At 37.7% G+C, this 26,197-nt stretch carries 21 protein-coding genes; 8 read left to right on the top strand and 13 right to left on the bottom strand.

Going from position 1 to position 26,197, the window contains the following annotated elements; translation table 11 throughout:
- Positions 1-117: 117 nt before the first annotated feature.
- Positions 118-2,610 (bottom strand): cell division protein HetF, encoded by a 2,493-nt coding sequence (hetF, locus tag PN497_RS23475; RefSeq protein WP_096571841.1) that lies wholly within the window; start codon positions 2,608-2,610, stop codon positions 118-120.
- Positions 2,611-4,196: 1,586 nt separating this feature from the next.
- On the opposite strand from hetF, the gene PN497_RS23470 reads away from it, so the two are divergent.
- Positions 4,197-4,520 carry a thioredoxin domain-containing protein gene (locus PN497_RS23470; protein ID WP_096571840.1) on the top strand — a complete coding sequence of 108 codons (324 nt, stop codon included), beginning with the start codon at positions 4,197-4,199 and terminating at the stop codon, positions 4,518-4,520.
- Here PN497_RS23470 and PN497_RS23465 read toward each other — a convergent pair.
- Both PN497_RS23465 and PN497_RS23460 read right to left on the bottom strand, forming a co-directional pair.
- Positions 4,507-4,737, bottom strand: coding sequence for a hypothetical protein (locus PN497_RS23465; RefSeq protein ID WP_096571839.1), 231 nt, complete (start codon positions 4,735-4,737; stop codon positions 4,507-4,509). The two genes, PN497_RS23470 and PN497_RS23465, sit on opposite strands and share 14 nt — an antisense overlap.
- 151 nt (positions 4,738-4,888) lie before the next feature.
- Positions 4,889-6,739 (bottom strand): S8 family peptidase, encoded by a 1,851-nt coding sequence (locus PN497_RS23460; protein ID WP_096571838.1) that lies wholly within the window; start codon positions 6,737-6,739, stop codon positions 4,889-4,891.
- Between the two features lie 123 nt (positions 6,740-6,862).
- On the opposite strand from PN497_RS23460, the gene PN497_RS23455 reads away from it, so the two are divergent.
- The 3 genes from PN497_RS23455 (at position 6,863) to PN497_RS23445 (ending at position 9,142) form a co-directional block, all read left to right on the top strand.
- Positions 6,863-7,294 (top strand): hypothetical protein, encoded by a 432-nt coding sequence (locus PN497_RS23455; protein ID WP_096571837.1) that lies wholly within the window; start codon positions 6,863-6,865, stop codon positions 7,292-7,294.
- Positions 7,295-7,430: 136 nt separating this feature from the next.
- On the top strand, positions 7,431-8,264 hold the full coding sequence (gene thiD, locus PN497_RS23450; RefSeq protein WP_096571836.1) for a bifunctional hydroxymethylpyrimidine kinase/phosphomethylpyrimidine kinase: 834 nt from the start codon (positions 7,431-7,433) through the stop codon (positions 8,262-8,264).
- A gap of 89 nt (positions 8,265-8,353) precedes the next feature.
- The gene (locus PN497_RS23445; RefSeq protein ID WP_096571835.1) at positions 8,354-9,142 is read left to right on the top strand and encodes an FtsB/FtsL family cell division protein; all 789 of its coding nucleotides are present in this window, start codon (positions 8,354-8,356) and stop codon (positions 9,140-9,142) included.
- 29 nt (positions 9,143-9,171) lie between these two features.
- On the opposite strand, the gene PN497_RS23440 is transcribed toward PN497_RS23445, so the two are convergent.
- The 3 genes from PN497_RS23440 to PN497_RS23430 all read right to left on the bottom strand — a co-directional run bounded on the left by PN497_RS23440 (position 9,172) and on the right by PN497_RS23430 (position 10,823).
- Positions 9,172-9,975, bottom strand: coding sequence for a type 1 glutamine amidotransferase (locus PN497_RS23440; protein ID WP_096571834.1), 804 nt, complete (start codon positions 9,973-9,975; stop codon positions 9,172-9,174).
- 156 nt (positions 9,976-10,131) lie between these two features.
- A complete protein-coding gene (locus tag PN497_RS23435) occupies positions 10,132-10,560 on the bottom strand; it encodes a putative toxin-antitoxin system toxin component, PIN family (RefSeq protein ID WP_096571833.1) in 429 nt (142 codons plus the stop codon).
- Positions 10,557-10,823, bottom strand: coding sequence for an AbrB/MazE/SpoVT family DNA-binding domain-containing protein (locus PN497_RS23430; protein ID WP_096571832.1), 267 nt, complete (start codon positions 10,821-10,823; stop codon positions 10,557-10,559). The genes PN497_RS23435 and PN497_RS23430 overlap by 4 nt, the downstream gene beginning before the upstream one ends.
- Positions 10,824-11,229: 406 nt before the next feature.
- Here PN497_RS23430 and PN497_RS23425 point away from each other — a divergent pair, with 406 nt between their 5' ends.
- Positions 11,230-12,009 carry a hypothetical protein gene (locus tag PN497_RS23425; RefSeq protein WP_096571831.1) on the top strand — a complete coding sequence of 260 codons (780 nt, stop codon included), beginning with the start codon at positions 11,230-11,232 and terminating at the stop codon, positions 12,007-12,009.
- 90 nt (positions 12,010-12,099) lie between these two features.
- Here the strand turns inward: PN497_RS23425 and PN497_RS23420 are convergent, their stop codons facing one another.
- Positions 12,100-13,437: a Mur ligase family protein gene (locus PN497_RS23420; RefSeq protein WP_096571830.1), complete on the bottom strand. Its 1,338-nt coding sequence runs from the start codon at positions 13,435-13,437 to the stop codon at positions 12,100-12,102.
- 306 nt (positions 13,438-13,743) lie between these two features.
- On the opposite strand from PN497_RS23420, the gene PN497_RS23415 reads away from it, so the two are divergent.
- Both PN497_RS23415 and PN497_RS23410 read left to right on the top strand, forming a co-directional pair.
- Positions 13,744-14,334 carry a thylakoid membrane photosystem I accumulation factor gene (locus tag PN497_RS23415; protein ID WP_096571829.1) on the top strand — a complete coding sequence of 197 codons (591 nt, stop codon included), beginning with the start codon at positions 13,744-13,746 and terminating at the stop codon, positions 14,332-14,334.
- A 223-nt stretch (positions 14,335-14,557) separates the two neighbouring features.
- Complete coding sequence (locus PN497_RS23410; protein WP_096571828.1) at positions 14,558-15,166, top strand: hypothetical protein; 609 nt, start codon at positions 14,558-14,560, stop codon at positions 15,164-15,166.
- A 65-nt stretch (positions 15,167-15,231) separates the two neighbouring features.
- On the opposite strand, the gene PN497_RS23405 is transcribed toward PN497_RS23410, so the two are convergent.
- Positions 15,232-16,074 carry a lysophospholipid acyltransferase family protein gene (locus tag PN497_RS23405; protein ID WP_096571827.1) on the bottom strand — a complete coding sequence of 281 codons (843 nt, stop codon included), beginning with the start codon at positions 16,072-16,074 and terminating at the stop codon, positions 15,232-15,234.
- A 91-nt stretch (positions 16,075-16,165) separates the two neighbouring features.
- A complete protein-coding gene (locus PN497_RS23400) occupies positions 16,166-17,605 on the bottom strand; it encodes a carotenoid oxygenase family protein (protein ID WP_096571826.1) in 1,440 nt (479 codons plus the stop codon).
- Between the two features lie 341 nt (positions 17,606-17,946).
- Here PN497_RS23400 and PN497_RS23395 point away from each other — a divergent pair, with 341 nt between their 5' ends.
- Complete coding sequence (locus tag PN497_RS23395; protein ID WP_096571825.1) at positions 17,947-19,287, top strand: alkaline phosphatase; 1,341 nt, start codon at positions 17,947-17,949, stop codon at positions 19,285-19,287.
- A 97-nt stretch (positions 19,288-19,384) separates the two neighbouring features.
- On the opposite strand, the gene PN497_RS23390 is transcribed toward PN497_RS23395, so the two are convergent.
- The 4 genes from PN497_RS23390 to PN497_RS23375 form a co-directional block, all read right to left on the bottom strand.
- The gene (locus tag PN497_RS23390; RefSeq protein ID WP_272110935.1) at positions 19,385-20,062 is read right to left on the bottom strand and encodes an Eco29kI family restriction endonuclease; all 678 of its coding nucleotides are present in this window, start codon (positions 20,060-20,062) and stop codon (positions 19,385-19,387) included.
- A complete protein-coding gene (locus tag PN497_RS23385) occupies positions 20,046-21,254 on the bottom strand; it encodes a DNA cytosine methyltransferase (protein ID WP_096571823.1) in 1,209 nt (402 codons plus the stop codon). Before PN497_RS23385 ends, PN497_RS23390 begins: the two co-directional genes overlap by 17 nt.
- Positions 21,255-21,338: 84 nt before the next feature.
- Positions 21,339-23,798: an NACHT domain-containing protein gene (locus tag PN497_RS23380; RefSeq protein WP_096571822.1), complete on the bottom strand. Its 2,460-nt coding sequence runs from the start codon at positions 23,796-23,798 to the stop codon at positions 21,339-21,341.
- Positions 23,788-25,125 carry a S8 family peptidase gene (locus PN497_RS23375; protein ID WP_096571821.1) on the bottom strand — a complete coding sequence of 446 codons (1,338 nt, stop codon included), beginning with the start codon at positions 25,123-25,125 and terminating at the stop codon, positions 23,788-23,790. Before PN497_RS23375 ends, PN497_RS23380 begins: the two co-directional genes overlap by 11 nt.
- Between the last annotated feature and the right edge of the window lie 1,072 nt (positions 25,126-26,197).

Below are 26,197 nucleotides of genomic sequence, written 5' to 3'. Positions count from 1 at the left end.
TTTATAGCAACGGACAAGACGGTAGTTCACTAACTGTTAGGGCAGCTTGACGCAAGCTACTTATCAAACTTAGACACCAAAAAGCCTTCTGTCCTATCACCAATCACCAATCACCAATCACCTCTTTTCCTGTTCTTGCAGCAGCGATCGCCAATCTGCGATCGCCTGATCTGTCCACAGCCAATTTTGCGCTAATTTATCCACTGTAAACTTAACAGGTTCATTCTGAATTACCATTTGACGCAGTTTAATTGCTTCTTTAATATATTGTCCTTGTTTATCAGCAGATTGATTATTTGCAGATTTATATAAACCCAAAGCTAATCCTGCATAAGCTGTTAAAGCCTCTGAAGGCATGACAGTATTAGCGTCTGGAGTTGCAATCAAGGTTGTATTCTGATCTTTAAGTGCTAAATTCACAGACTTAAACCACGCATCATTAGCCCGATTCAAATTTCCCTCTGCATAGTAAGCAAATCCCAAAGCATTGTTATACAGAACCGAATCAGGGCGATCCCGCACAGCAATTTCCCAATAACGACGGGCATCATCAATACTGTATTTTGTATTTCTCGTTTGGGCAAATTGCCAAGCCAATCGTCCACGGAAAAAATTCACAGACGGATCTTCGCTTTGTTTAGTAGGAATCAGTGCTAAAGCCATATCTGCTGATTCTAAAGCCCCACGATGGAGTAATTCTGCCACAGCGTCTAGCCCAGCCTGTAAATTACCTTGGCTCAATTCTGCTGTAGCTTTAGCAGTAACAATACCTGTTGATGATTTTTTTAAATCAAAGGGTGTTGTTTTTGGCTCAAGAACAGTCGGAGTAGGAATAACTGGAATTTTAGGAACTACAGACTGGCGCTGATTCCACCACCAACTTAAACCAATGATCACAGCCAAAGCACTTGCGCCCAAAATGCCTAAAATTGGCCATGGCCGACGGCGACGTGGTTGCCGAAAAGATGGTAAAGGTATCTGTTGATAATTTACCTGATTACCTTCAACATTATTGGGCGCATTATTGGGCGCATTATTGGGCGTTGTTGGAGTTGGTTTATCTCCCCAAAAATCAAATTCCTCTTCCTCTTTTGCAGGTTGCTGTTCATGAAGATGATTTTCGGAGACTGGTGTCTCTAGTTCCGCCTTCATGGGCGTTTCGTCAGTTGGCGCTTGTTGATTCCCCAACTGGCGAAATAAATCCGCAACAATCGTTGAATCCTCATCATAACCGGGGTGATCATAATCTATTTCATCCATGAGATCCCCCCAAGTATCATCCTCCAGCCAATCTAACTCAGAAGGCTCTCTTGCCAACTCAGAGGACATCATCTCTTCCAGAGTTAAAGGTATTTCCAAATCATCTATCGCCGCCGCATACATGGCATTAGTAGATGCTCCCACAGGAGGCTGATAGTCGTTGAGGAACTCCGAACTAGCAGATAAACCTAGTTGCGGTCTCAGAAAACCCTCAAATTCCCGATGCAAATACAACATCGGTAATACCCAGTACATCTGGTGAGAACCATAGGCAGAAATTAAGCCCTGACGCACCCGACTCACACACAGATCCAAAGGATAGCCTTGGCTTAAGTTGCGGTAAAACAACTGTGTCAGCGTCAGCGCCACTTCATCGGGAATCCGTTCTGACATTGCCAAAACGCTACTAATCCCTCTTTTCACCAAACTTTCCGTTAAGTTACGTTCTCCTGTATCCCCAGAACCATCAGACTTTGCTCTATATGCTCCCAAACAAGAGTTAAACACTGCCATTTGGATATTATTATTCACCAGCAACCCGGCTAAATCATCACCACTGAGAGTTTCTGTTAACCCAGTTCTGCGACTAACTAAATATATTTCCCCCCCATTAGCACCCACATTACTATGACCAGAGTAGTGAAGAACATGATATCTTCCCTGTTCTAAAGCTTGGGTTAACTCTTCTCTTCCTGGTTGATCCAAGACAGTCAATTCAATTTCTGGCAGATAAATACCATTTTCCACAGAGCGGGGGACTTGGCGATGCATTTCTTCTTGTAGTTTGATTGCTTCTTGTTTGAGCAAATCCAGACGGACTTGATCTGTAGGAGAAGAAATCACCATTAACACTCTTATTCCGCTTTCGTCCTGTGGTGTGGGTAGGTTGCGTGTTGGTAATCTTGATGTGGAAGGAATTCCACTTTGATAACGGGAAAAAGCGATATAAGGACCGGTGGCTAAGGGGCGATCGCCTGCGTGCATCACTTCCCACGGCAACCGCGCTAACCGAGTATCTTTTAATCCCAAACGCAAGCGCAGTACCTGTTGTTGGTTCTGGGCAATGCCTTGGGCAGTAATCCAACTATCTCTGAGAGTGCCTTGAAACAGTGCATTATATAATTGTTGACCCAGTGCCACCAAGTTTACAGAGTTTCTGGCTATAGCATCCCCCTGTAGCACTGACTGTAAAGGGTCATTCATTAAATGTCCTGCGGCCGCTAACCACTCAGCCACAGGCCAACTCACCAGTTCTTCTGCCAATGGCACCCCAGGTGCGACTTGTTCCGTCCGCACCAAGTAGTCATTTTGCCCTACTGGAGTCACGGAAATGTGAAATTCCTGGGTCACAACTTCTCCTGTTTGCCTCCTAAAATCCGGTTTTCACCGTAAAAGTTTCTAGTGTTTTCTCTCTAACTGATACTTTAGAAGCATCTTGCCGAGCAATGTTTCTGTTTTCGGGTTGTTTCGCCTTAAAGTGCTGGTACAACTTTATCCGGATTGGATTACTTCCAACTAGAACACTTTATTGGTAGATGCACCTTGATCTTCAACTCCCCTGGTAGGTTAACACCTACTGGGGGTTTTCTTTTCAATTTTGGCAAAAAAAGCAATGTTTGACCCAAGAATTTCTGCTCAACTGTATAGAAAATCAAATCCTGATAACTAACTCCCCTACCCAGCTACTAGCCTTATGGATTTTTTCGGTAAGTGACAAGCACCTACATTTGTTGAAATTTATCCGGAGCATAGTGCATTAAATGAGAACGTTTAGATGGTAGATGCACCCTGATAATTAATCTCCCCTATTTGGTTCACACCAATGGGGGTTTTTTATTTGGTTGACAAGGATCAATCATGTAAATACAACCCAATTTTCCGGAAATAATATTAAAACCAATGAACATTTAACCAGTAGATGCACCCTGATAACTAATCTCCCCTGGTTGGCTAACACCGCTAGGGGTTTTTTATTTAATTACCAAATATCAATCATGAAAAACCAACCAAATTTTCCGGAGTCTGACATGAAAACCAAGAAGATACAAATTAGTAGATGCACCCTGATAACTAATTTCCCCTGGTTGGCTAACATCAATTGGGGGTTTTTTATTGGTTTCACAACCCATCAAACCAGAATTTATAAACAATAATAATGATGCACTTCAATTGTTCCGGAGGGTGGTGTGAAAACCAAGAAGAACCAAATTAGTAGATGCACCCTGATAAATAATCTCCCCTAGTTGGCTAACACCACTGGGGGTTTTTTATTCAAAAATAAAAACAAACTTCCAGGAACAAATTTATCCGGACGATGGTTCTGTACCTGGGAACATTAAATTGGTAGATGCACCCTGATAACTAATCGCCCCTAGTTGGTTAACACCGATTGGGGGTTTTTTGTAGACAAAAGCGAGTTGGCCGCCACAAGTGCTTTTCTCTTCTTTTGTCTACTCAGTGTTGGCTTCCAGTTTACTCCTGTTTGCTGCCAAATGCCAAGCCTAATTTTGTAATTCCTGTGATTTTATTTTCAGCTTCAGCCCAAGTTCAGAATGATTATAGCGATATATAATAGGAATCTTAATAATTTTTATATAATTCATGCCTGTGTGATTTTCTAGATATCTGTTAACATTTTATGACATAAGAGCAATCCGGTTTGATTGCCAACATGATCGGTAGAGGCAGTGAACAGGGAACAGGGAACAGGGAACAGTTGTACTGATTTTCTTCAAACATCAAATGGGACAAGTTTTGCCCAAAATAACCAAGCTTGACGAAAAACCTGATTCATACTGTATTCTAAGATCTCATTAAGTTGTACTTATAGCAAGATTCAGTAGGGGCAAACCCCCGGTGGTTGCCCTCTTTCATGATAAATTGATGTCCTAACCACTCTGTCCACGGCTATAACATTAAGAAAATCCCAGAGACCAATGAGTTTAGCAGTGATTAAGTTCTCTTCTGAAGATTGCGGCATCTGCCACAAAATGTCTTTTTATGACAAAAAGGTGTCAGAGGAACTAGGTTTGCAATTTATTGATGTGAAAATGCAGGATACGGCAACTTATCGTAAATATCGGAAAATTCTCCTCACCCAGTATCCTGATAAATCGGAGATGGGATGGCCTACCTATATTATATGCAATTCTCCCGAAGGTGAATTTCAAATAGTTGGTGAAGTCAAAGGTGGACATCCCAAAGGCGAGTTTAGAAGTCGTCTTCAGGCGGTTTTGGACACAGCAGCTAGTCAGAATTAATTATTTCAAAAGATTCTACCTGTAAAACAGAACCAATCATAGCGGTGGTCATGATGTCATCGCGTATTTTTCCTGTAATTGAAACTTTTTGACCTGACTTGAGCAAATTTTTGTCAGCACTTTTAGGAATTTCGTAAGTAACACCATCATCTGTAACAAAAGCCCAAGCGCCGAGACCAATATTTCGGCGTTCTATTTTGCCTGTAATTGTGATCATAGGAGTCAGGAGATCAAGGAGTCAGGAGATCAAGGAGTCAGGAGATCAAGGAGTCAGGAGATCAAGGAGTCAGGAGTCAGAAATCATAGAAAGTTTTTCTTCACTGTCACCTGTCACCTGTCACCTGTCACCTGTCACCTGTCACCTCTTCCTAAGCTGGTTGTTCGTCGTTTTTCAATGCTAAACGGGCTAGTCCGTAGCACAGTAGGGCATTGACAAGTAAGAAAATGCGGGCTAATGTACCATCTCCTAGACCCCAAACTGCGGGGTCATAAATGGCACTGACTATTAAACAGGCTGCTACACCAAGGCTAGAACCTATGGCAAACCATTTCCAGTTGGGATGTCCTAATAGCAATGCTATTAAAAGCATGGGAATTAATACACTGGCAAAGAGGGGATTTAAAGCACCTGTTCCTTGTATACTGTTGCCTAGTTCGGGAATAGAACTACCCAAAACCCGGAATAGCCACTGGGGAAGGTCAAAGATATAAATTCCTTTGAGGAAGAATAAACCAGAACTACCAAATATTAAACCACTGGATAAAGACCAACTCCAGGTGAAGGGGAAGTAAACCCGTAAAAACCAAGCGAGGAGATAAGAACCTACTACCATTAAAATTTTCGGTACTAGGGCAACAACGCCACCATCTATCCAAAAGCCGGGGTTGATGTAGCCGTTATCCCTTAACCACCGGAAAAAGTCGTTAAAGCTAATTTGTCCTTCACTAGCAAGTTTAACTGCGGCTTCGGCGTTAAGTTGTCCAGCGCCATAATAGTTTAATGCGTCCTCTGGTATGACTCTAGCTGACTGTTTGAGGACTTTTAAAATTTCCTCTGGGTCTGTAACTCCGGCTGCTTTGACTAATGCTGCTACCCCTGCGACGTGGGGGGCGGCCATACTTGTACCTTGCAGTCCTAAAAATACGCCTTCGCCATTTTCGTTGATGGTTTCTTGGAGTATTGCACCTGCATCACTGCCACCAGGGGCGGAAATGTCTACTCCTGCACCAAAGTTAGAATAGTCTGCTTTTTCCCCGTCGGGTCCAAAGGCGGAAACACCAATGACGTGAGGATAACGGGCGGGATAACTAGAACCGTCGGTGCTTTCGTTACCTGCGGCGGCAACGATTACCACACCTTTTCTGTGGGCGTATTCGATGGCTTCTTTCATTAACTGGCTTTCGCCACCACCACCTAAGCTCATGTTAATGACATCTGCGCCGTTGTTGGCGGCAAATTTGATGGCTTCGGCAATGTCGGCTACTGTTCCACCACCATCAGCACCTAATACTTTTAAGGGCATGAGACTTGCTTCGTAGGCAACTCCAGCTACACCATATTTATTGTTGGTGGCTTGGGCGACTGTACCGGCTACATGAGTTCCATGTCCGTTGTCGTCTTGGGCGGTTTCGGTGTCGTTTACAAAGTCGTAACCTTTGACTATTTTGGTTTCATACAAGTCCCGGACTTTGGTGATACCTGTGTCAATGACTGCAACTGTTACACCGCTGCCTTTGGTGCGTGTCCATGCACCTTCTACGCCAATTTTGTGCAAATTCCATTGTTTGCTGTAATATTGGTCGTTGGGACCTGTTAAGGAGGTGCTTGGTTCTTCATCGCCATCTTGAGGACGGAGAAAGTCTCCTAACCAGGCTGTTTCACCAATGGGAACTGCTTGATAAATATAGTTAGGCTCGATAAATTCTGTGTTTTGGGCATAAGCTGATTTTCTCAGGTCTTTTAACCGTTGGCGATCGCCTTTGATAATATACACATTATCAGCCTCTGAAAATTGGTTATCCAGTTGGGGTGTAACGTTATATTGTTGAGCGATCGCTTGTAAGTCTTGCTTTATGACTGTTGCTGGTAAATCTTCCCGAAAATCCAGTAATATTGTCTCAAATTCACCTTTGGTTGCCAATCCCTGAAAATTCAGGTATCCGAATACGGCAGCAACCAAGCCGATGACAAACAAGCACAATAATATAAGTCTTCTCATATCAACTCATCGCTTTTTGTCAGTTTGCACACTACGATAACTCATATAGTGGTATTTTTGGGACAGTGGAGACTAGAAAAAATCTAGAAAAAATTACGAATTACTAATTACCAATTACGAATTATGGAACGTGGTCTTTTATGGTTGCCTTTGTTAGGCGCATTTTTCTGGTTAGCCTGGCAAGGTTCCCAGGAATATCAGAAACTAGAAGCTTATAAAATTTGGGCAGAACAGTTTGAACGGGCTAAGTATGATATTTATGCTGTACTCGCTCAAAAAGGTAATGATATCACTTGGGGAAAACCTACTACTAAAGGACCTATTCAACTGCAAACTTTTAGTTTATTAGATGTTGAAAAAATCAGCTTGTTGGTAAATGATAAACAAGTGGAAATGGAAAATCCTCCCTTAAAAGGTCGTGTGATTGAGTTAGAATTTGTATTTTCTGAATCTGCTAAATCAGTACGAGTTCCCTTTACAGAAATTCCTTTAGCAGCAGAATGGGCTAAATTTTTGCAGGGATTTCTGGGAAATTTACATTCTGCAAATGAGTAAATTTTTATATTGTTAATAGACTTGTCCGAAAAAGATGTAGGGACAATTCATGAGTTGTCCCTACGAATGGGTTTCAGGTTATGTATATTTAATTTCCGGAGATGTCTAATGTTGTTAAAATTGAGAGTTAATGTTAATGACTACCAATAAAAAAACAAATCAAAAATTTATACCTGTAGCTTTAACTATAGCTGGTTCGGATAGTGGTGGTGGTGCGGGTATTCAAACAGATTTAAGAACTTTTGCTTTTCACTGTGTTCACGGTACAAGTGCTATTACTTGTATTACAGCCCAAAATACTCTAGATGTGATCCGGGTTGATGCCATGCCTTCAGAGGCTGTTATAGCACAAATTCGGGCGGTAGTTGAAGATATTGGTGTGCAAGCTGCAAAAACAGGAATGTTGCTAAATCAAGAAATTATTTCAACTGTAGCGCAGGAAGTCAGAACTTTACAAATTAATAATTTGGTGGTAGATCCTGTCATGGTATCACGGACAGGAGCGCAGTTGATTGATGATGATGCGGTGAAAACTTTACGTGATGAATTGATTCCCCAAGCGGCTATTATTACACCAAATCGTTATGAAGCGCAGATTTTAAGCGGGTTGGAAATTGTTTCTTTGGAGGATATGCAAACTGCTGCCGAAATTATACATAAAAATTTAGGTACAAAAGCGGTTTTAGTCAAGGGTGGGGGAATGTCTGGAGAGTTGAGAGGGGTGGATGTTTGGTTTGATGGGGAAAGGTTGGAAGTTTTGAGGACGAAACAGGTAGAAACGAAAAATACTCATGGTACTGGTTGTACTTTATCTGCTGCGATTACTGCTAATTTAGCTTTGGGTAAAGATTTATGGAATGCAGTACAAGAAGCTAAGGAATATGTGACAACTGCACTTACTTATTCTTTGGATATTGGGAAGGGAAGTGGACCTGTGGGACATTTTTTCCCGTTGTTGGAAAAACGTTAAAAATTGGTTGAAACTTCCTCTCCGGGATAACTTTACTCTGATAGTATATTTTGTGAATCTAAAAACCTAATTTTTATACCAATATGCAGATGAGAGCAACTACCCCTAATGTTCATACTAAACCACCGACTCCCAGATATTCCCCGTCTGTACCTGTTTCGGTATACCGGGAATTAGTTGCAGAGTTACAAGCAGTACAAGCTAAGTTAGATGTAGTCACTAACCACAATCAAAAATTATCTCAGGAAAATCAACAACTGCGTCAAGAAATTAACAAACTTGTTCAGTCTTGTTTAGAACTGCAAAAGTTAATTGACTCTTCTGCACCAAGTTCTCATGCACCAAGTTCTCATGCACCAAGTTCTCATGCACCAAGTTCTCATGCACCAAGTTCTCAAACTCAACCTAGTACACCAATTTCTCACTCTACTCCTCAAAATCATGCTTATGTAAACAATACACAAAATAATGCACAAAACAATAAACCAAATAATCAAACTATACCTATAGCTAATGCAAATGTAAAAAATACTTCTAAACCTCAACCCAAAGGCCGTAAAAAAATTGAGGGAAAATTACCTAAAAAGAAGATGGTGAAAACAGCACCTTCCCCACGTCAACCAACTCCTAAACCACCGAAAAAAGTCCGTCGTGAAGTTATTTCTGTACCTGTGATGGATATGAATTTTCCGGTATCAGAACCAATGTATATAGAAGAACAAGAAGTACATTATTATTTACCCCTAGAGTCTGAGTCTAGGGGGTTGAATGGTTGGTGGTTGTTTTTTACTATTGTGTTTATTATGATTGGTGGGTTTAGTGCGGGTTATTTGATTGTGCGTCCTTTGTTACAAAACCAAACCCAAAACAACCGTTAGTAGTCTTTAATCATTAGTCATTAATGATATTAAACTTTAAGTTTAGCAACAGTTGGTAAATTTACTTTCAACCGATTAAACATTGCTTCTCTACCTTGCATTGCTAAGGTATCATTTAAAGGTGTCAGTGTAATTTCTTGTTGATATTTCAACTTTAACGCTGTTTGAATTAACCAATCTGCAACAAAAGGATTTTTTGGTAATAAAGGACCATGTGAATAGGTAGCGATCGCATTTTTATAAAATGCTCCTTCTGTACCATCTTCTCCATTATTACCTAAACCATAAACTACTTTTCCTAAAGCTTCTACTTTCCCTAATTTTGTTCTTCCTCCGTGGTTTTCAAACCCGACTAAATAAGGTTTTGTCCCTATCATTGCTTCTAGTTCTTGCGCGAGTCGGGAAGCGGTAACTTCTATAACTAAGTTACCTATACAACGTTTAGTATTTTCTCCTGGATGAATGGAAACTAAGTCTAATATTCCTAAACCTTCTATTCTTTGTCCAAAACCAGGTTCGTAATAATGTCCTAAAAGTTGGGGAGAACCACAGGTGAAAACTCCTGGTGTACCGTTTTCAATTTGATCTCGCATTGCGTCAGCTTTTGCACCTTGTAAGTCACGCATGACTATTTCTTGTTGACGATCTTGCGCTCCTCCACCAACAATTATATCTACTGATTTTATATCATCTGCGGTAGCATTTTGATCTAATGGTAATACTTTAACATCATATCCCCGCCATTGAGCGCGTTTTTCTATGGTAATGACGTTTCCTCTGTCTCCGTAGGTACTCATTAATTTGGGATATAACCAACCAATTATTATTTCCATTGTTTTACAGTTATGTTTATTTTGCGTTTTATGTTAACTCATTTTTGGGAGTTTTCAATATTTTTTAGATAATTTGTTTGGTGTTTATAGGGTATGATAGGAACGAACCGATCCAGACGCAGAGGAGGCAGAGGAATTAAGTTTGATTTTTCTTATTCATGAAGATGTGAAATAAGTATTTAGAAAATCCGCAGGTGTCATAATTAATATTTCTGCAAATTTATTCAATACTAATAAGTCTTGATCACCTGTAATTAAAACTTCAGCTTGAGCAGATACAGCAGCAGATAAGATATGATAGTCTTTCATATCTCTTAGTTGGGATATATCTATATCTAGGGAAATATTAGGACACGTTTGTAAAACCTCTGTAGTAGCATCTAATATATCTTCTACAGTTAATCCCAGTGATTTTATTTTGGCTTGAAATTTAGTCCGTTTTAAAGTAGTTTCTAATTCTTGAAACAAGTCTGGAGACGCAAAAATTGAAATTTGATTATTTTGTGCTAAAATAAGAGTTTTGCGAGGTGTTCCTCCCCATAATAAAGCTGATATCAAAACATTAACATCTACGACGACTTTCATTTTTTACCCCACAGTTCTTTTCTCACCTCTTTAACTATTTCACTAATTTCTTCTAAGGTTGGTTGTTCTGGATCAGGTTCAGATTCATCAACTATTTGAAATAACTCATCTAGTGTTAGCTTTTTCTGGGTTTTTATCAACTTAATTTCATTTTCTGTGACAGAAATTTCATATTCTGAATTAGGTTGCAACTGCTGTAAGATTTCTGGGGGAATTTCTAGTTTTCCTTCTGAGGTGACTTTTGCAATAAGTTTAGTAGTCATTATTTACTCCTTTGCTTTTATTTTGTTTAGCTTCTATTTTGATTAATAATATTATTGTTCTAGACTTGAAAAATTATAACATAAATATTGCATGATTGGGTAAAAATTCATATTCAGTGGTTAATTTAATTTACAATATGACCTTTTTTATTGTTTTACACCCTGTCATAATTAGTATTTGGGTGAATTTAGTATTTTACGTAACAGTTTTTTTGAGCATTTTGTCACCATAATCACAAATCATCTTGGTAAGTATTCAGGAATAGAGTGATAAGATCCCCGACTTCTTTTATAATCTTGTCAATAAATTGTGAATTGATCGCAGAAGTCGGGGATCTGGATATCAACAGTTACTATAGCTGAATACTTACTTATCTTGTTAATTCTCCTCAAAGGTAAATCATCCATGAAACTAATTGAAACTCCCAATTTAACTGTAATTGCTGGTGAAAATGCGGTTTCTGTTTCTCAACTACCTCCTATTTGGCAAAATATCGCTGCTAGAAAAGCAAATATAGGTTTTAAAAATCCAGATGTTTATGTAAAAATGGCGCAGTTATTTCAATATAAACTAGAACAAGGAGATGTTGATTTATTTCATGAACGTCCAGAATTAGCTAGTTTTAAATCTGCGTTTTCTCAATTGTTTGGAAAGTTAGCTTATGAAACTTTGGAATTTTACGGAAATGATTTTTTAAAGGATCAATATCCAGATTTTCAACAAATTCTCAAAGATGTAAAATCGAAAGGTTTAGAATACAGCAATGAAGTGAAGGTTGCTTTAATTGGAATTGACCTTTTTAATGAGTTTGGATATGATTTACCTGCGAGTTTTTATCATGTGCATTTAGCACCAATTTACAGAGATCATGTATTTGAAGAACGCGCTTTAAGATTTGATCAACGAGATATTGAACATAAACGTTCTTGGGATGCAATTTTACACTCAGGTAAAGTTTTTGCTGTGCAAATGAAGGTACAAAGTATTGCTTCAAAATACGGTTTTACCTATCATCACGGTTGCGGTTGTAATTCTCATTTATCTTCTATTGATATTTCTGAGGGAGAGTTTAATTATGAATTATCTCCTGAAAAATATCAACGTTGGATTAGAAGTTTTATTTGGACTGCTTGGTATGAATATGCTTTCTTTCAAATTGTGCCAAATACCAGTTATTTAGTGTAAATTTATTTAGATCCCCGACTTTATTCAATAAGTTGGGGATCTATTTTATTTGATGTAAACCTTCAATTGTCAATTGTCAATTGTCAATTGTTAAAGTATTTTCCTCCCAGTCAAAACTTCCCGCACTTCTAACATTGCTGAATAGGTAGGAAGAATGTGCAAAGTTTCATTTTTCGGTGTATGTTCTAAAGCAATGGTGATAGCTTTCTTTAAATCTGATTCAACAATTAAGTTAATTTTACTATCAATAGATTTCTCGCTATAACGCAATCTTAACGCCATATCATACACGCGATCGCCACTCACTATCAATGTTCCACCTCTTTCTACTAATTTTTCTGTATCCACATCCCAGATCCAAGATACATCTGTTCCGTCAGGTGTGCGATCGTTCAAAACCATCAATGTAGTTTTATCTGTACTTTGGGTAACTACCCTAATAGTTTCATTTGTTCCTACAGGGTTTTTAGATAACAAAATCCTCACTTTTTTACCATCTATTACCAAATCTTCTGCACGTCCAAAAGCTGCTTGAAAATTATTAATTGTTTCTCTAATTTTGGTTTCCTCAACTCCTAATTCTTTTGCAGCAGTAGCAGCAGCTAAGGTATTATATTTATTGTATAAACCTACGAGAATTTGTGACCATTCACTACTTTCTAAACTGGGTTGACTCTTACTAAACCCACAACTAGGACAGGAGAAATCTCCTAAATGGGATAAATAAACCCCTTGATAATCTAAAGAATGTCCACATCTGGGACAATAAATAGAATCTACTGCATGAGGAATTGATTCTAAATAATTCTCTGGTTCATTTAATCCAAAAAATAGCACTTTTTGATTTAACTGTTGACCCAAATAAGATAAAGTTGGATCATCAGCATTGGGAATAACTACAGTTTCTTCTGGTAAGGTTGAAATTACCTGTGTCCATTTTTTACTGATAATGTCCACTTCTCCATATCTATCAAGTTGATCCCGGAATAAATTTAAACAGATAATAATTTTTGGTTGTAAAGGTTTTAAAACCTTGGGAACGATATTTTCATCAACTTCTAAAATTGCATAGTCAACATTTAAAGCACCTAATAAACTGGAATTTTCTATTAAAGCAGTCGCTAAACCATTCTCTAAATTTGCACCAGTAGAATTATGGGCAATTTTGTAACCTGTGCGTTCTAAAATTGTGCATAATAACAGGGCGGTTGTGGTTTTTCCGTTTGTACCTGCAATTAAAATTACACCGTTTTTAACTTGTTGACTCAATAATTGTAAAAGTCTGGGTTCGATGCGTCGCGCAATAGAACCTGGTAATACACTAGCAGCACCAAGACGTAAAGAACGTACTAAAAATGTCACACTTTTAGCAATGGATACTGCTAAACCCAGTTTGACTCTATCTATAAGTTGTATTTTCTTTCCCACAGCAGTTGTTAAGTAATGTCTTTATTTACAAAATTAATTTTGTCAGTTTAGCTAATATTGGTAAAAAATACCAGTCATTTATAGCTATCAGTAGTTAGTTAGCAGTATTCAGCTTTATAACGAACCGCAAAGTACGCAAAGAACGCAAAGTTAAGAGGGTTTAAGAGTGATTTTTTTGTGTAGTTTAGAATTTTCAATTGTTGCTAAAGTTAATACTACTAAAAGTTATGGTGAAAAAATAGCACTCAGATGTAATTATATATCTAGGATAAATCTAGGCAAAAGTGTTAAGTAAGGTTTTTGTTGATGAGTAGCATAAATTGGCTTTTTTTACAAACTAACATAACTGCTAACTGGCGACGGTTGCTGTCAAAATGCCTATTATTGCTGCTTTGCCTATTTATTGTAGGTATACAACCAGCTTTTGCAGGTATGAAGGATGACAGATACGAAGGTAATATTTTCGTGGTTTTTGCGGGGAATGGTTCTCTTGTTCCTTCCAAACTAACCTTAGGACAGACTTTAGCAGAACATAAACCCGCAATGCTGGCTTTTTATGTGGATGATAGCAGCGATTGTAAACAGTATGCGGTGTATATTTCCCAGACTCAAGCATTTTATGGACGTGCTGCGGAAATTATTCCTGTAAGTGTTGATACTATTCCTGTGAAAGACAGTTATGAACCCACAGAACCAGGATATTATTATTCTGGTGTTGTACCGCAGGTTGTTCTTTTTGATCAGTCGGGAAAAGTTGTTTTGAATAAAAAAGGTCAAGTACCTTTTGAAGAAATAGATGATAAATTTAGGGAGGTATTTAATTTGTTACCTCGTGATCAGTCTATTGAGTTCAAACAGCGTTCATTTAATGAGTATAGCAGTGAGTTGAGCCAGTAAACTCTAGACATTTTGTAATTGTACCACGGTCTGAGAATTAATTCTCAGGCTAATATCAAAAGTTGTCTCAAGACTACTCTGTAAAAATTTCGATATACTTGTTTTATATTCAGATTTGGATTTTTAGTTGGTTCTGATACTGCATTTTTATTTTTACCAAGACATAATAGTTAAATTACTAATGACTAATAATTAATGACCAATAACTAATAACCAATAACTAATGAACAAAGTTTATACTACGCTGGAACTCATTCAAATTTTAGCAGCAGAACGGCAAGCTTGCTTGAAAGGAGAACGCCTAAAGTTGGATGTGACGGTTTCAGGTAATCCAGTTATAGACCAGTTTATCCCAACGGAAGGGCTACAAAAATTCACTGCCTATCAAGATTTTAAAGCTTCTATTCATGAATATCAACGCGAAAATCAAGTTTCTGGAATTGTTTGGAAAGATTTGACTGTGAAGGGTAAAACTTTCCATTATCCAGAGGTTGACGCGCAGTTAATAGCGTTAAATACTGATTTGAAAATATTGAAAGCTGCGAAAAATTCTATGTTGGAATTTTGGGATCAAGTTACAACAGATATGGATTTATATTTAAGTTTGAGTAATGGTAGACAACACGAAAAAATTAATACTTTAGATGTAGAAAGAATAGCCCAAAGGACAGAATGGGCAAGTTTTTTAAAGTGGGAAAATGCGAATTTTTTGGAATTAATTTTACAGATGGGTTGGGGAAAACCAGAAGAAGCAGCCTATAAAAGAGGTAGACCACATTCTGGTAGTGAGTTTATTCATGCTGTTAACCCTGGAAATTATCCTATAGGGTGACTGGTAACTGGTGACTGGTGACTGGTGACTGGGGAAGAAATATTTATCTTCTGACTCCTGACTCCTTATTTATTTGCTTCTTTGATTAAATTATCTAGTTCTTCCTGCATTTTGCTTCTGACTAATTCATAGCATTCATTCACATATTTGCGATCGCTTGCTGCTTCTTTTCCATAGCGTTCAAAGACAATAGGTGGACAAACTCTGGTATGAATACGCGCTGGCAAAGGAATATTCGGCAATGGTCCTACTGCTAAACCCCAAGGTAAACCTAAATAAACAGGAAATACCAACGGATCAACATCAAACAACCAAGGCATTCCCCATTGATGGAATTGCTGCATAATTTTATACAAATCAGCCAAAACTATCAGGGTATCATGCGCCCCCCAGGAAATAGCGGGAACAATAGGCACATTTTCCCGCAGTGCTAACTTAATAAAACCGCGACGTTCTGCAAAATAGATTTTATCCCGCATTTGATGGGGTCGAAACACATCTTCCGCACCACCAGGATAAACTAACACACTCGCACCAGCCTTAAAAGCAGCATAAGCCATTTTTGGATGTGCCATAATAGCACCACCTTTCATGGCCATTTCCGCTGCTGGGGGAAAAACTTCCCAAACTTTGGGGTGCATCAAACCGTAAATAGGTCTTTGTGTACCAAAGCGACGTAACCAGTCGTACAGCATCATGGATGTATCCGGGGATGCCAAACCGCCATTGTGAGAACCGACAAACAGAACTTTTCCCTCTGGAATATTTTCCCAGCCACTGGTTTGGACGCGAAAATAGTAGTTGTATAAAATGCCCAATATAGGCATGATATTTTCGATGAACTTTGGATCTCGTTCATCCAAAGACCATCCTGGTTTTGTGTTTTGGGTGTGTTGTAGTTGAAACATTGAATTTTCAGGAGTTCAAGGAGGCAGGAGGCAGAGGGCAGGAGGCAGAAGGCAGGAGGTAAATATTTCTTCCCCAGTCACCAGTCACCAGTCACCAGTCACCAGGTTTCCAAGTACCGTGGAAACTATGGGGGATAACGCTGGGTAAACCAAGTTGACAAACAGGTTCTTCATTGAGGCGATCGCCATCAAATATCCAAACTTCGCTACTATCACTATTACCATCATAAACCACTGTCAACACCCAACTTTGCTGAGAGTTTTGAGTATCTTCAATATAAAGAGGTTCAGAAGGATAAAAATTTTCACCTAAGTTTGCTTCTGTTAAATTTCCATTTTCATGATCAAAACGAGCAATACTATTTAATATCTCACCTTCTGTATCTGTTCCTTCCCGAAAAATAGACATATAGCTATAACGAGAGAAATTACCGACATTTTTAACTGGAACATTAGGAAATTCACAAGTTCTATTTAATAAAGTTGCAATTTCTTGTACTTTGCCAGTTTGCGGATTTAGTTTTACCCGTGTCAAGGAAGTTTTAGCAAAGGTGTGAGTTTCTCCTGTCGCTACTTCTCGCAAATATTCGTTAGTTTGAAAATCATCATATTTAGCAAAATCAACAATTACAGTACCACTATCATCAACATATCCATTACTAAAATGCCACTGAAACCAAGGTTCTGTTTCTCCCCGACTGACTAAAGATAAATTTTCTCTATCAATAACTATAATCTGATTTCCCTTTTCTGGTTGCCACGTTAAAGAATCACTGTAGCTACTCAACCCAAATAAAACAGGCCAAATATTTAACCGTACCGCCGGAGCAAAAAATATTAAATATTGTCCTGCTAAAACAAAATCATGGATAATCGGAAAACCTGCTAACGTAAACTTTGCTTGTTGAATAATTCTACCAGTAAAATCACTTTTATAAATATGCAATATGGCATTAAGTCCAGGAGTCATGCCAAAATTAAATATTTCTCCCGTTTGATAGTCAACTTTAGGATGAGCAGAATAAGGTTGTCCTTTAGTTAAACCACCTAAATTATTTAAACCTTTGGTTTCTAAAGTTTCTAAATCTAAAGCATAGGGGTTATCACCTTCCCAAAGTGCTAAAAGTTGCTCCGGTAATGCCAAAACCGAAGTATTTGCAGCGTTTTTCACTGGTTTTTGCCATTGATTCCAAATCGGACCCGGTGCAGTCATGCCATAATTACCATATAGGTATTTACCCGCAGTGGTTTCTTCTTGATAACCAGCAGTCTGCACATAGCGATAAATTCCCGTAGCACCTGCATCGGTAAAATGAACTGCTAAAATAGCCCCATCTCCATCAAACCAATGTCCTACGGATACACCCCCCCGTTGTAATCTTGCTGCACCATTGCGGTAAAGTGTACCACGTAACCCTTCAGGAATTTTACCCGCAATTATTGGTAATTGAGTGGGGGGAAATTCTTTTGCCGGTTGGGATATGGCTTTTGCCCAGGTTTTTTTACTTGACTTTTTTTCAATTGTCTGCATTTTAATTTTAGATAGTATGTAAGTTAAATGTCCAACAGCTTAATTACCATTTCTTAACAATTACCGATTAAAGTATGTATTGTCAAAAGACCTGTACGGGCGACGTAGGGGCGAAGCATTCGGAAAATAGCCTGGTCAGAAAATTGATAATTTGTTGCCCGAATGCTTCGCCCTTACAGGAAAATAGCCTGGTCAGAAAATTGATAATTTCTTGCCCGAATGCTTCGCCCTTAAAGGAAAATAGCCTGGTCAGAAAATTGATAATTTGTTGCCCGAATGCTTCGCCCTTACGATTTCTGACTTCTTACGTTTGATTGTACCTATACTTTAAATGTAAAGCAATGTTACGACGATTGAATCAAAAAGTTATTGGTTTCTTACTTTTGGCTGTGATATCTGTCCTCAGTTATACACCACATATCTTAGCCAATAATACCTCTAGCCAAGGTAATGTGATCTTTATCCATCCAGATGGTACGAGTGCAGCGCACTGGGGCGCAACTAGAATACTCTACACTGGACCAGATGGCAGATTAAATTGGGATCAAATGTCAAATTTGGCTGTTTACCTGGGACACATGAAAAATCAATTATCTGGAACTTCCAATGGTGGGGCGGTAACTCATGCTACTGGGGTAAAGGTAAATGCTGACTCTTTTGGGTTGGATGAAAACGGTAAACCAGTGGTGGCGCTTTCTGGAAAACCACAAACAATTATGGAAGAAGCCATAAAAGCGGGCAAAGGAACGGCTATTATTAATTCTGGGATGATTCATGAACCGGGAACAGGTGCATTTTTAGCAAAATCTTCCAGTCGTCGCAATTTTGCAGATATTACTAAACAAATAGTAGAATCTGGTGCAGATGTAATTTTAGGTGGTGGGGAAATGTGGTATCTTCCCAAAGGAGTAGCGGGAAGACATTCTACCGCATCCCAAAGTCAAAGAACTGATGGGTTAAATTTAGTAGAAATAGCGAAAAAGAAAGGTTACACCGTTGTTTACACTCGTGATGAATTATTGAAGTTACCAACAAATACTAAAAAGGTGTTGGGAATTTTTGCGGCTGATGATACCTACAATGATGAAACAGAAGAAAACTTGAAACAACGTAATTTACCGTTATATGTTGCTACTGCACCGACGGTAGGGGAACAGTTGGATGTAACGTTAAAGATTTTATCGCAAAAGGGTAAAAATTTCTTGATTGTTTTAGAGGAAGAAGGCAGCGATAATTTCGGTAATTATAATAATGCCATTGGTTGTCTCACTGCCTTAAAACGTGCTGATGATGCTGTTGGTGTGGCAATGAAATTTATTGAGAAAAACCCGAATACTTTATTAGTAACTGCGGCTGATAGTGATGCTGGTGGGTTAGAATTGGTGGGAGCAACAGAAAAAGATTTTCCTTTTAATAAACCATTACCAGAAAAAGGTAAAAATGGCGCACCTTGGGATGGGAAAGAAGGAACAAGTACGTTACCTTTTATTTCTGCACCTGATAAACAGGGTAGACGTTTTCCCTTTGCTATATCATGGTCTGGTTTTGGTGATAATGCTGGAGGAATAATAGCGAAAGCGCATGGTTTTAATGCTGGGTTGTTAAATGGAACGGTGGATAATACAGATATTTATCGGTTGATGTATAGAACTTTATTTGGTAAGGAATTAGGGAAAAATTAAGACCTCTTTCAAAACCTCTCTCATCGTAGGAGAGAGGCTTTAATTTTCTCACCTTCACTTGCAGGGAAGGATGTTAGGTATTTATAGGAGCAACTTTCTATCCCCTTTCACCTAAACATGGACATCCCAAGCGCAAACAAAGATTTTGACAATGTTGATTTACCTGTGGTTGTAGACTAGAAATAGTAATAGGATTAGGTGGTAAGGTTGTAGCAAAGGATCTTCCTGAGTGTATTTCATCCCAAAGCGATCGCATTTGTAAACCCCTTCCTTTACCGGGTGCATGAATGCCAAAACCAGAAATGATACTGCACCAAACAGGTTGAAAATGTCTAATCAAAACAGACTCACCCCAAGCTACTAAATCTACAGACATTGCTACTACTGTAAAATTAAAATCAGCAACATCCAAATTATTAACTTGACGAATAGAATTTCTATGTTCTCTTAAACGACCAATTAAACCACCTGTAATAGTTCCTTTTCCAGTACGCTTTCCTGGATTTTCCGCTTTGCCAATATAAATAGGTAGACAACAAGAATTTTGATTGGCGTAACTTATGATTGAGTAGAGGGGAAATTCTCTTCTGTAATAAAGTAAATAAACACCAACATAACCAGCTAATTCTTCTTTGAGTTCTTCCAGTTCAGTTAGTGGATAACAATGCTGTCTAGCTTGAAACTCAATTAATTGATCCCGTAGAGTTGGAGGTGCTTGAAAAACTTCTAATGGCATGAATACTTGTAAATAAACATAACTAGACAGCAGTTTCAATTTTCCATTGAGAGTCAACAGTTTGTAAATTGGTGCGGATGCTAGTAGCGATAATCTCAGCGAGTTTAACAGGTACAGCATTACCTATTTGACGCATGGACTCACCCCAAGCGCAAGGAAAGTAGTAATCATCAGGGAAAGTTTGTAATCTTGCTGCCTCACGTACTGTAACATAACGGACTTGTCCATCAGGAAAAGCAAGCATATTTTCACCACCAGGAACACCATGTACACCTGCTTTGAGGGTTTTGGCTGGTTCATCCCAAGGACTACCAGTGTGACCTGGATAACTTTTAGCACCTGGGATATAAATATGATTAGGGATTTCTACTGCTAAATTAGTATTTTCAGGTGGTGGTAAGTCGGCTATAGCATCTCGCACAGTAAGCCAAGGTGAAGTTATACTACCAAGTAAACTTGCTCCTTTCCGTTGATAGCTACTGCGTATTTTTTTGGGCATTTCTGGGCGATATAATTTAGCAATACCATGACGTTCCCAATATTCACCTGTCACCCATTTATCCCAAATTAACGCTTCTTCTGTATGAGTTGCTTCAGGAAAAGACCAGTTAATTTTTAAATCAGAACGGAAACCAACAATAAACACTCGTTCCCGTTTCTGTGGTACACCATAATCAGCCGCATTTAATAACTGCCACGTCACCTGATAACTAAGTTTATTCTTGATATTACTGCGCTGATGTTGTTGAAGTCTGAGGAAATGATCATTCCAAGATTCATCAGATTTTGGTTGCAGTTCAGGATAATTTAACTGTAAAAGAATATATTCAAAATAATTAATAAAATTACGCCGTACTAAACCACGGACATTTTCTATTAAAAAAGCTTTGGGACGTAATTCTCGCACAGCGCGGAAAAATTCAGGGAACATATCCCGTTTATCTAAATAACCATTATGGTTGCCACCAATAGAAAAAGGTTGACAAGGTGGACCACCTGCTAAAAGGTCTATTTCTCCTCTCACATTAGAGTAGTCAAAATCAGCCACATCCATTTGATGGATACACCAGTCACTCACAAGTTGCATCCCTCGTTGTTGATTTTCGCGGATGGTGTAACAACTATGTTTATCTCGTTCCACAAGTGCTTGATGATGGAAGCCAGCGCGATCGCATCCCATCGCCAAACCTCCAGCACCTGTAAATAATTCTAGTGATTTGAATTTAGACACAGATTATACATTTGCAAAACATATTGATCATATCTCTAACTTGCTGTTGAGGGATAGTAAGGCTAAGAATTCTATGATTGTGACTCAATTACCAGGAGGTAACAACATCCGCCCCTCTATTGCTTCCCAGGTTTCACGGGACACCCTCACCGCAGCATCTTTACATTGAATAATTAGATAATTAGCGTAGAAATAATATTCTAGTGCTGTTATTTCTTCCTTAGATAAATCAACAATTTCTGATGTAAAATTAAAACCATCCAGCATGGTTTCTATAAACTTGTCAGCAAAGGCTCGATGTATCTTTCTGGTTTTTTTTTCATCAGGAATTTTAGCTTTTAGTGCTTCTAGTCGAGTAAGTAATACACTTAAATTGATACTTTGATTGTAAATTTCCAACTTTTTTAACTCGTATATATACTCAATAAAGTAGGCATAACTGTAAGTTAGGGTGTAGGCGTAGATAAGTGTGTTTACTAAATCATAGTTGTTAGCGTAGGTGTTGGCGATATCGTAGACAAGGGCGTGGGAGAGATCGTAAAAGTTGATGTTGGCATGAGTAAGAGCATTGGCATTGGCAAGTGTATTGGCGTTGGCAAGGGCGTTGGCGATCGCAACTGCACGTTTACCTACTGGTTTATAATTACCTTGAGAACCTACAGTGACTTGTTCCGCCCAATTTAATAAACCTTCTAATTTTGGGGTGTTGATGTATTTTTGTGCTTGCTTTTCCATTAATAACAACAAATCATCAGCACCACCACGCATAACCCCAGCCACTAATAAAAACACCTCTTTCCAGCGTTTATCTGTCAGATGTTCAGTGACTAATTTTTCAACTAAACCATGATCATCAATATATTGGGCTGTTAAATATTCCTGTAGGGTCAGATGAGAAAATGAAAATACATTTCTAGCTCGTTCTACTAAAATGCCCTGTTCAATAGCAATAGCATCCAATACTTTACTTGCATCTAAATATTTAGGTGCATTATCATTACTAGATAGGAATTTTTTTATATGAATTAAAACCTTTTGTCGAGAAAAGAAAAGTTTATCTGCTGCAAAATTATGATAAGCAATCTCAGCTAACATAAGTTTTTCTAAATCAATCCCCAGTTGACGATAAATCTGCTCAGTTGGTAATCTTTTTTCAGATGCCCATCTTCTCAATAAAATATCTAAAGCATTACCATATAATGTAGATCGTTTTTTCGGTAAATCTTGAGATTCATCATATTCTAAGCAAAGAAAAGTTAATAATAAGGGAGTTCTTGCTAATTCCTTAGTAGTATCTTCACTTTTAATTTTATTCCAGCATTTTTGGGGAGTTACTAATTTTTTATCTACTTCCGAATAAAACCAGTTATTAATAAATTGTTGAATTTGTTGCTCATTAAAATCCGCAATAATAAATTCTTTGAAGTTAGTGAACTTCTGTCGATAAGCAGCAGTACGACAAGAAATCACAAATTTATTTTGCTTGTATTGCTTAACAAAATTTTGTATCCCATCAATCACTAATTCAAAATTTCTATTTGGTACTTCGTCTAAACCATCTAACAGTAGTAATAATTGACCTTGCCTTAATAATTGATTAGTAAATTCTTTTGCTAGTGGTAAATTACAAGATACAAATTCTTGCTGAATAATATTGTAAATATCAACTTTATCTGTAGTGAATTGTTTCAGTTCTATTAAAACAGGAATAATTTCTCCCTGAATTTGTCCAGATTTACCTTTAAGTGCTTCTAGTCCTATTTTCCTTAAAAAAGTAGATTTACCTGCACCCGGTTGTCCCAAAATCATTAAATGTGCATATTGATTAGCAATTATCATTCCATCTTGTCTTGCAGATTTTTCATTAGTCAATCTATGACTACCATTTTGACGATAATTTTTTTCTAATGCTGTTAATGATTCAAATTTTCCAATCTCATCAGGTTGTAAACATTGAACTTCTGTATAAATATCATCTAAATTAACAGGTTGCGACATTCCCAAAACTCGCAACCGATTATATCGCTTTTGATAGTTAAGAATGTACTGTTTAGAAGCTTGATAAATTAATTTTTTGGTTTTTTCATCTAACTCAATTCTTAAAATTTTTATATACAATTCTGCAAAATGATTAACTGCTTCATCTGGGGCAATTTCTGGTAATCCTATTAATTGATCTAAACTAACATGATTAACTCCAGATAATTCTAATGAGCGTAATATATCCGTTGCTGAACCTTCAACAACTAAAACACGGCTCATTGTGCCGCCTTGGGTCGTTAAAGATATTTTTTGTAGTTCTTGAACTGTGTCACCTATAACTTGAGAAATTTGAATTTTACGCTGTTCAATTAACGCATTTCTGTAGGCTGTAGATGATGGAAAATCAGCAGGTTTTAAATTTAAAACACCTTGATTATTCCTGAGTTGATTGTCATCACCCAAGGTCATAACTACCCGCATTTTTTCATCACCCCTTGCATTCATTAAAGCTTCTTCTAGCAAAGGGTCAATTTTAGCAATGTGGTGTTCTTTAAGGTTCATATAGTGCTTTTGGTACTTGAACTAAACCTTTACCTTGGCGTTCTTTATCCAGTCCTAAATCTTTACAATTCGTCAAAATTTCATCTAATAAATTTAGCACTGAGATATTTTTATTATACTTCTCTAATACTAAAGCCGCTACACCAGAAACAATCGGTGTGGCCATAGATGTACCATTCCACGCTTCATAACCTCCACCCAAGACAGATGAATAAACGCTTTCTCCCGGTGCAACTACATAAGGAACATTATAAGATTGGGAGTCATTTGTGATGGTAATGGTAGTGTTACCGCTAAAGTATGCAACTTTATTTTTATTATTGATAGCACCTACCGAAAGTGAACCTTTACAGTTACCAGGTGTACGAGAACGGTTAAATCCTTCATTACCTACAGCACAAATGGGAAGTAAACCTACAGCTATTAAATCATCAATTAAAGAATTAAATAGCTCAAAATAACCTGCTGGTAAAGAAAGTTCACCCGCAGAAATATTCACTATATTGATTTCTGGTTGTAATGCTAACCAATTAAACCAAGATATCCAATCTGAGAGATTACATACACCATTAGGAAACATAATACTGTTGATGATTTGCGCTTCTGGTGCAACACCAACTTGATTTCCACAAATTAAACCTGCAACATGAGTACCATGTCCAACTGTATCTTCAAATGGTACGGTTTGAATTTCCTGTGTTCTGGGATTTAAACGATAAGATTCAATTATTTTATCTCTGATTTCTGGATGGTTGGCATCTATACCAGAATCAAGAACAGCAACAGTTATTCCTTTACCTGTACCTGTAAATCCTTGCTGACGTGCGGTAATCAGAGATATAGCTTCTAAATGCCAAAGATCATCTACATTTATTGTATCTTTTTTACCTGTTAAATTTCTTTCTGGCTGAATTAACCCTATTGGGAAATCGCGTAAAATTAAAGCATTAGGTAAATCTTGACTTACTTTGTCAATTTCTTGATCAGGGATATCAACTATTTTTGTACCTGTAATACTGATCCGATTTTGATACTCCATGAGTGTATCTGCATCTTTTGAGGAGGATATTATTTCTCTAATTACACCGCCACTGCCACAGAAGGGATCTAAATAAGAATTTATTTCTTGATATACAGGGTCTTGTTGCCAAAAATTCACCACTTCTGCAACTTGTGAAGGACGACTTTCAGCCGTAAATTTTCTCGATGCTAATTTTAAAGAACGCGCTACTGATGTTGTCTTAGGACGAATAATGTAAACACCCATCAAATACTCCTCACACCAACCTGAATGATAAACACTGGTATTAGCCCATAGTATAGTCATTTTATGGGATTATCAGTTAATATGTTTAAAAAATATTATTTAACAGCACCCAAACCCTATTATGACCAACAAAACCAGCTTTTGATTTTCCTATTAGTGTTTTTGGCGGTTTACAAGATCCAGCATTTGCTGATTATGAATTAGAATCATGGCAAGAACATACAAATGCTGGGTTTTCTTTACATAAATTTCCAGGTAATCATTTTTTTATTCGTAACTATGATTTTTTTCTACAATTAAGAAAATTCTTAACTACAGCTATAATTGCCTTTTTACAATTACCCATTACCAATTACCACCTCCAACAGATATGATAAGTATTTCACAAGATATGATATAATTGCATTTGTAAAAATAGTAATTTACTCAGAAAATTACAGTAAATTTTTAGTAAATTTTTAGTAAATTTGGGAGTGATTAAACAATGAACATAGATAATAATACGTTAGATTTGCTCACAGGAGGATTGGCGATCGCTATTCTTTTAGGTGGTATGGTGATGATGTTTACAACTGTATTCACTACCAAAAGATAAGAAAATTTACCTCACAACTTCCTCACAAACTAATGATAAATTCTCAATAAGATGGGTTGAAACAGTCTTTTTGTGAAGCGTAAGTCTTTAGACATCGTTCAATCCTCTTGATTTATCAATAGGTAAAACTTTCAACTTTTGAACGCATGAATTTTGACTTGTAATTTGATTTGTAAACTGTCACCTGCTATATCAATAGCGGATATTGTTGCCGTTAAACTGGATGCTGTTTCAATACTGTTCGGTTAAGGATTTTTGTAGGTTGGGTTGAACGAAGTGAAACCCAACAAACCCTTGTAAATGTTGGGTTTCGTTCCTCAACCCAACCTACGTTATTTCGTTGTTTTGGGCTTAACCGAAAAGTATTGGATGCTGTTTCGTCAAATAAACTACAGCAAATTAATCGTCCTCTAGAGACAATTGATTTACCAAATATTATTGAAGGAATTACACAATTTAGACAAGAATATCAGGGAAGAATGGCAATACAAACGGTGACTGGGGACTGGGGACTGGGGACTGGTGACTGGGGACTGG

The organism is Sphaerospermopsis kisseleviana CS-549 (assembly GCF_028329225.1).
Classification (GTDB): Bacteria; Cyanobacteriota; Cyanobacteriia; order Cyanobacteriales; family Nostocaceae; genus Sphaerospermopsis; species Sphaerospermopsis kisseleviana.
The sequence above is the reverse complement of the archived record's forward strand: the minus strand, read 5'-3'. Positions and strand labels throughout refer to the sequence as shown.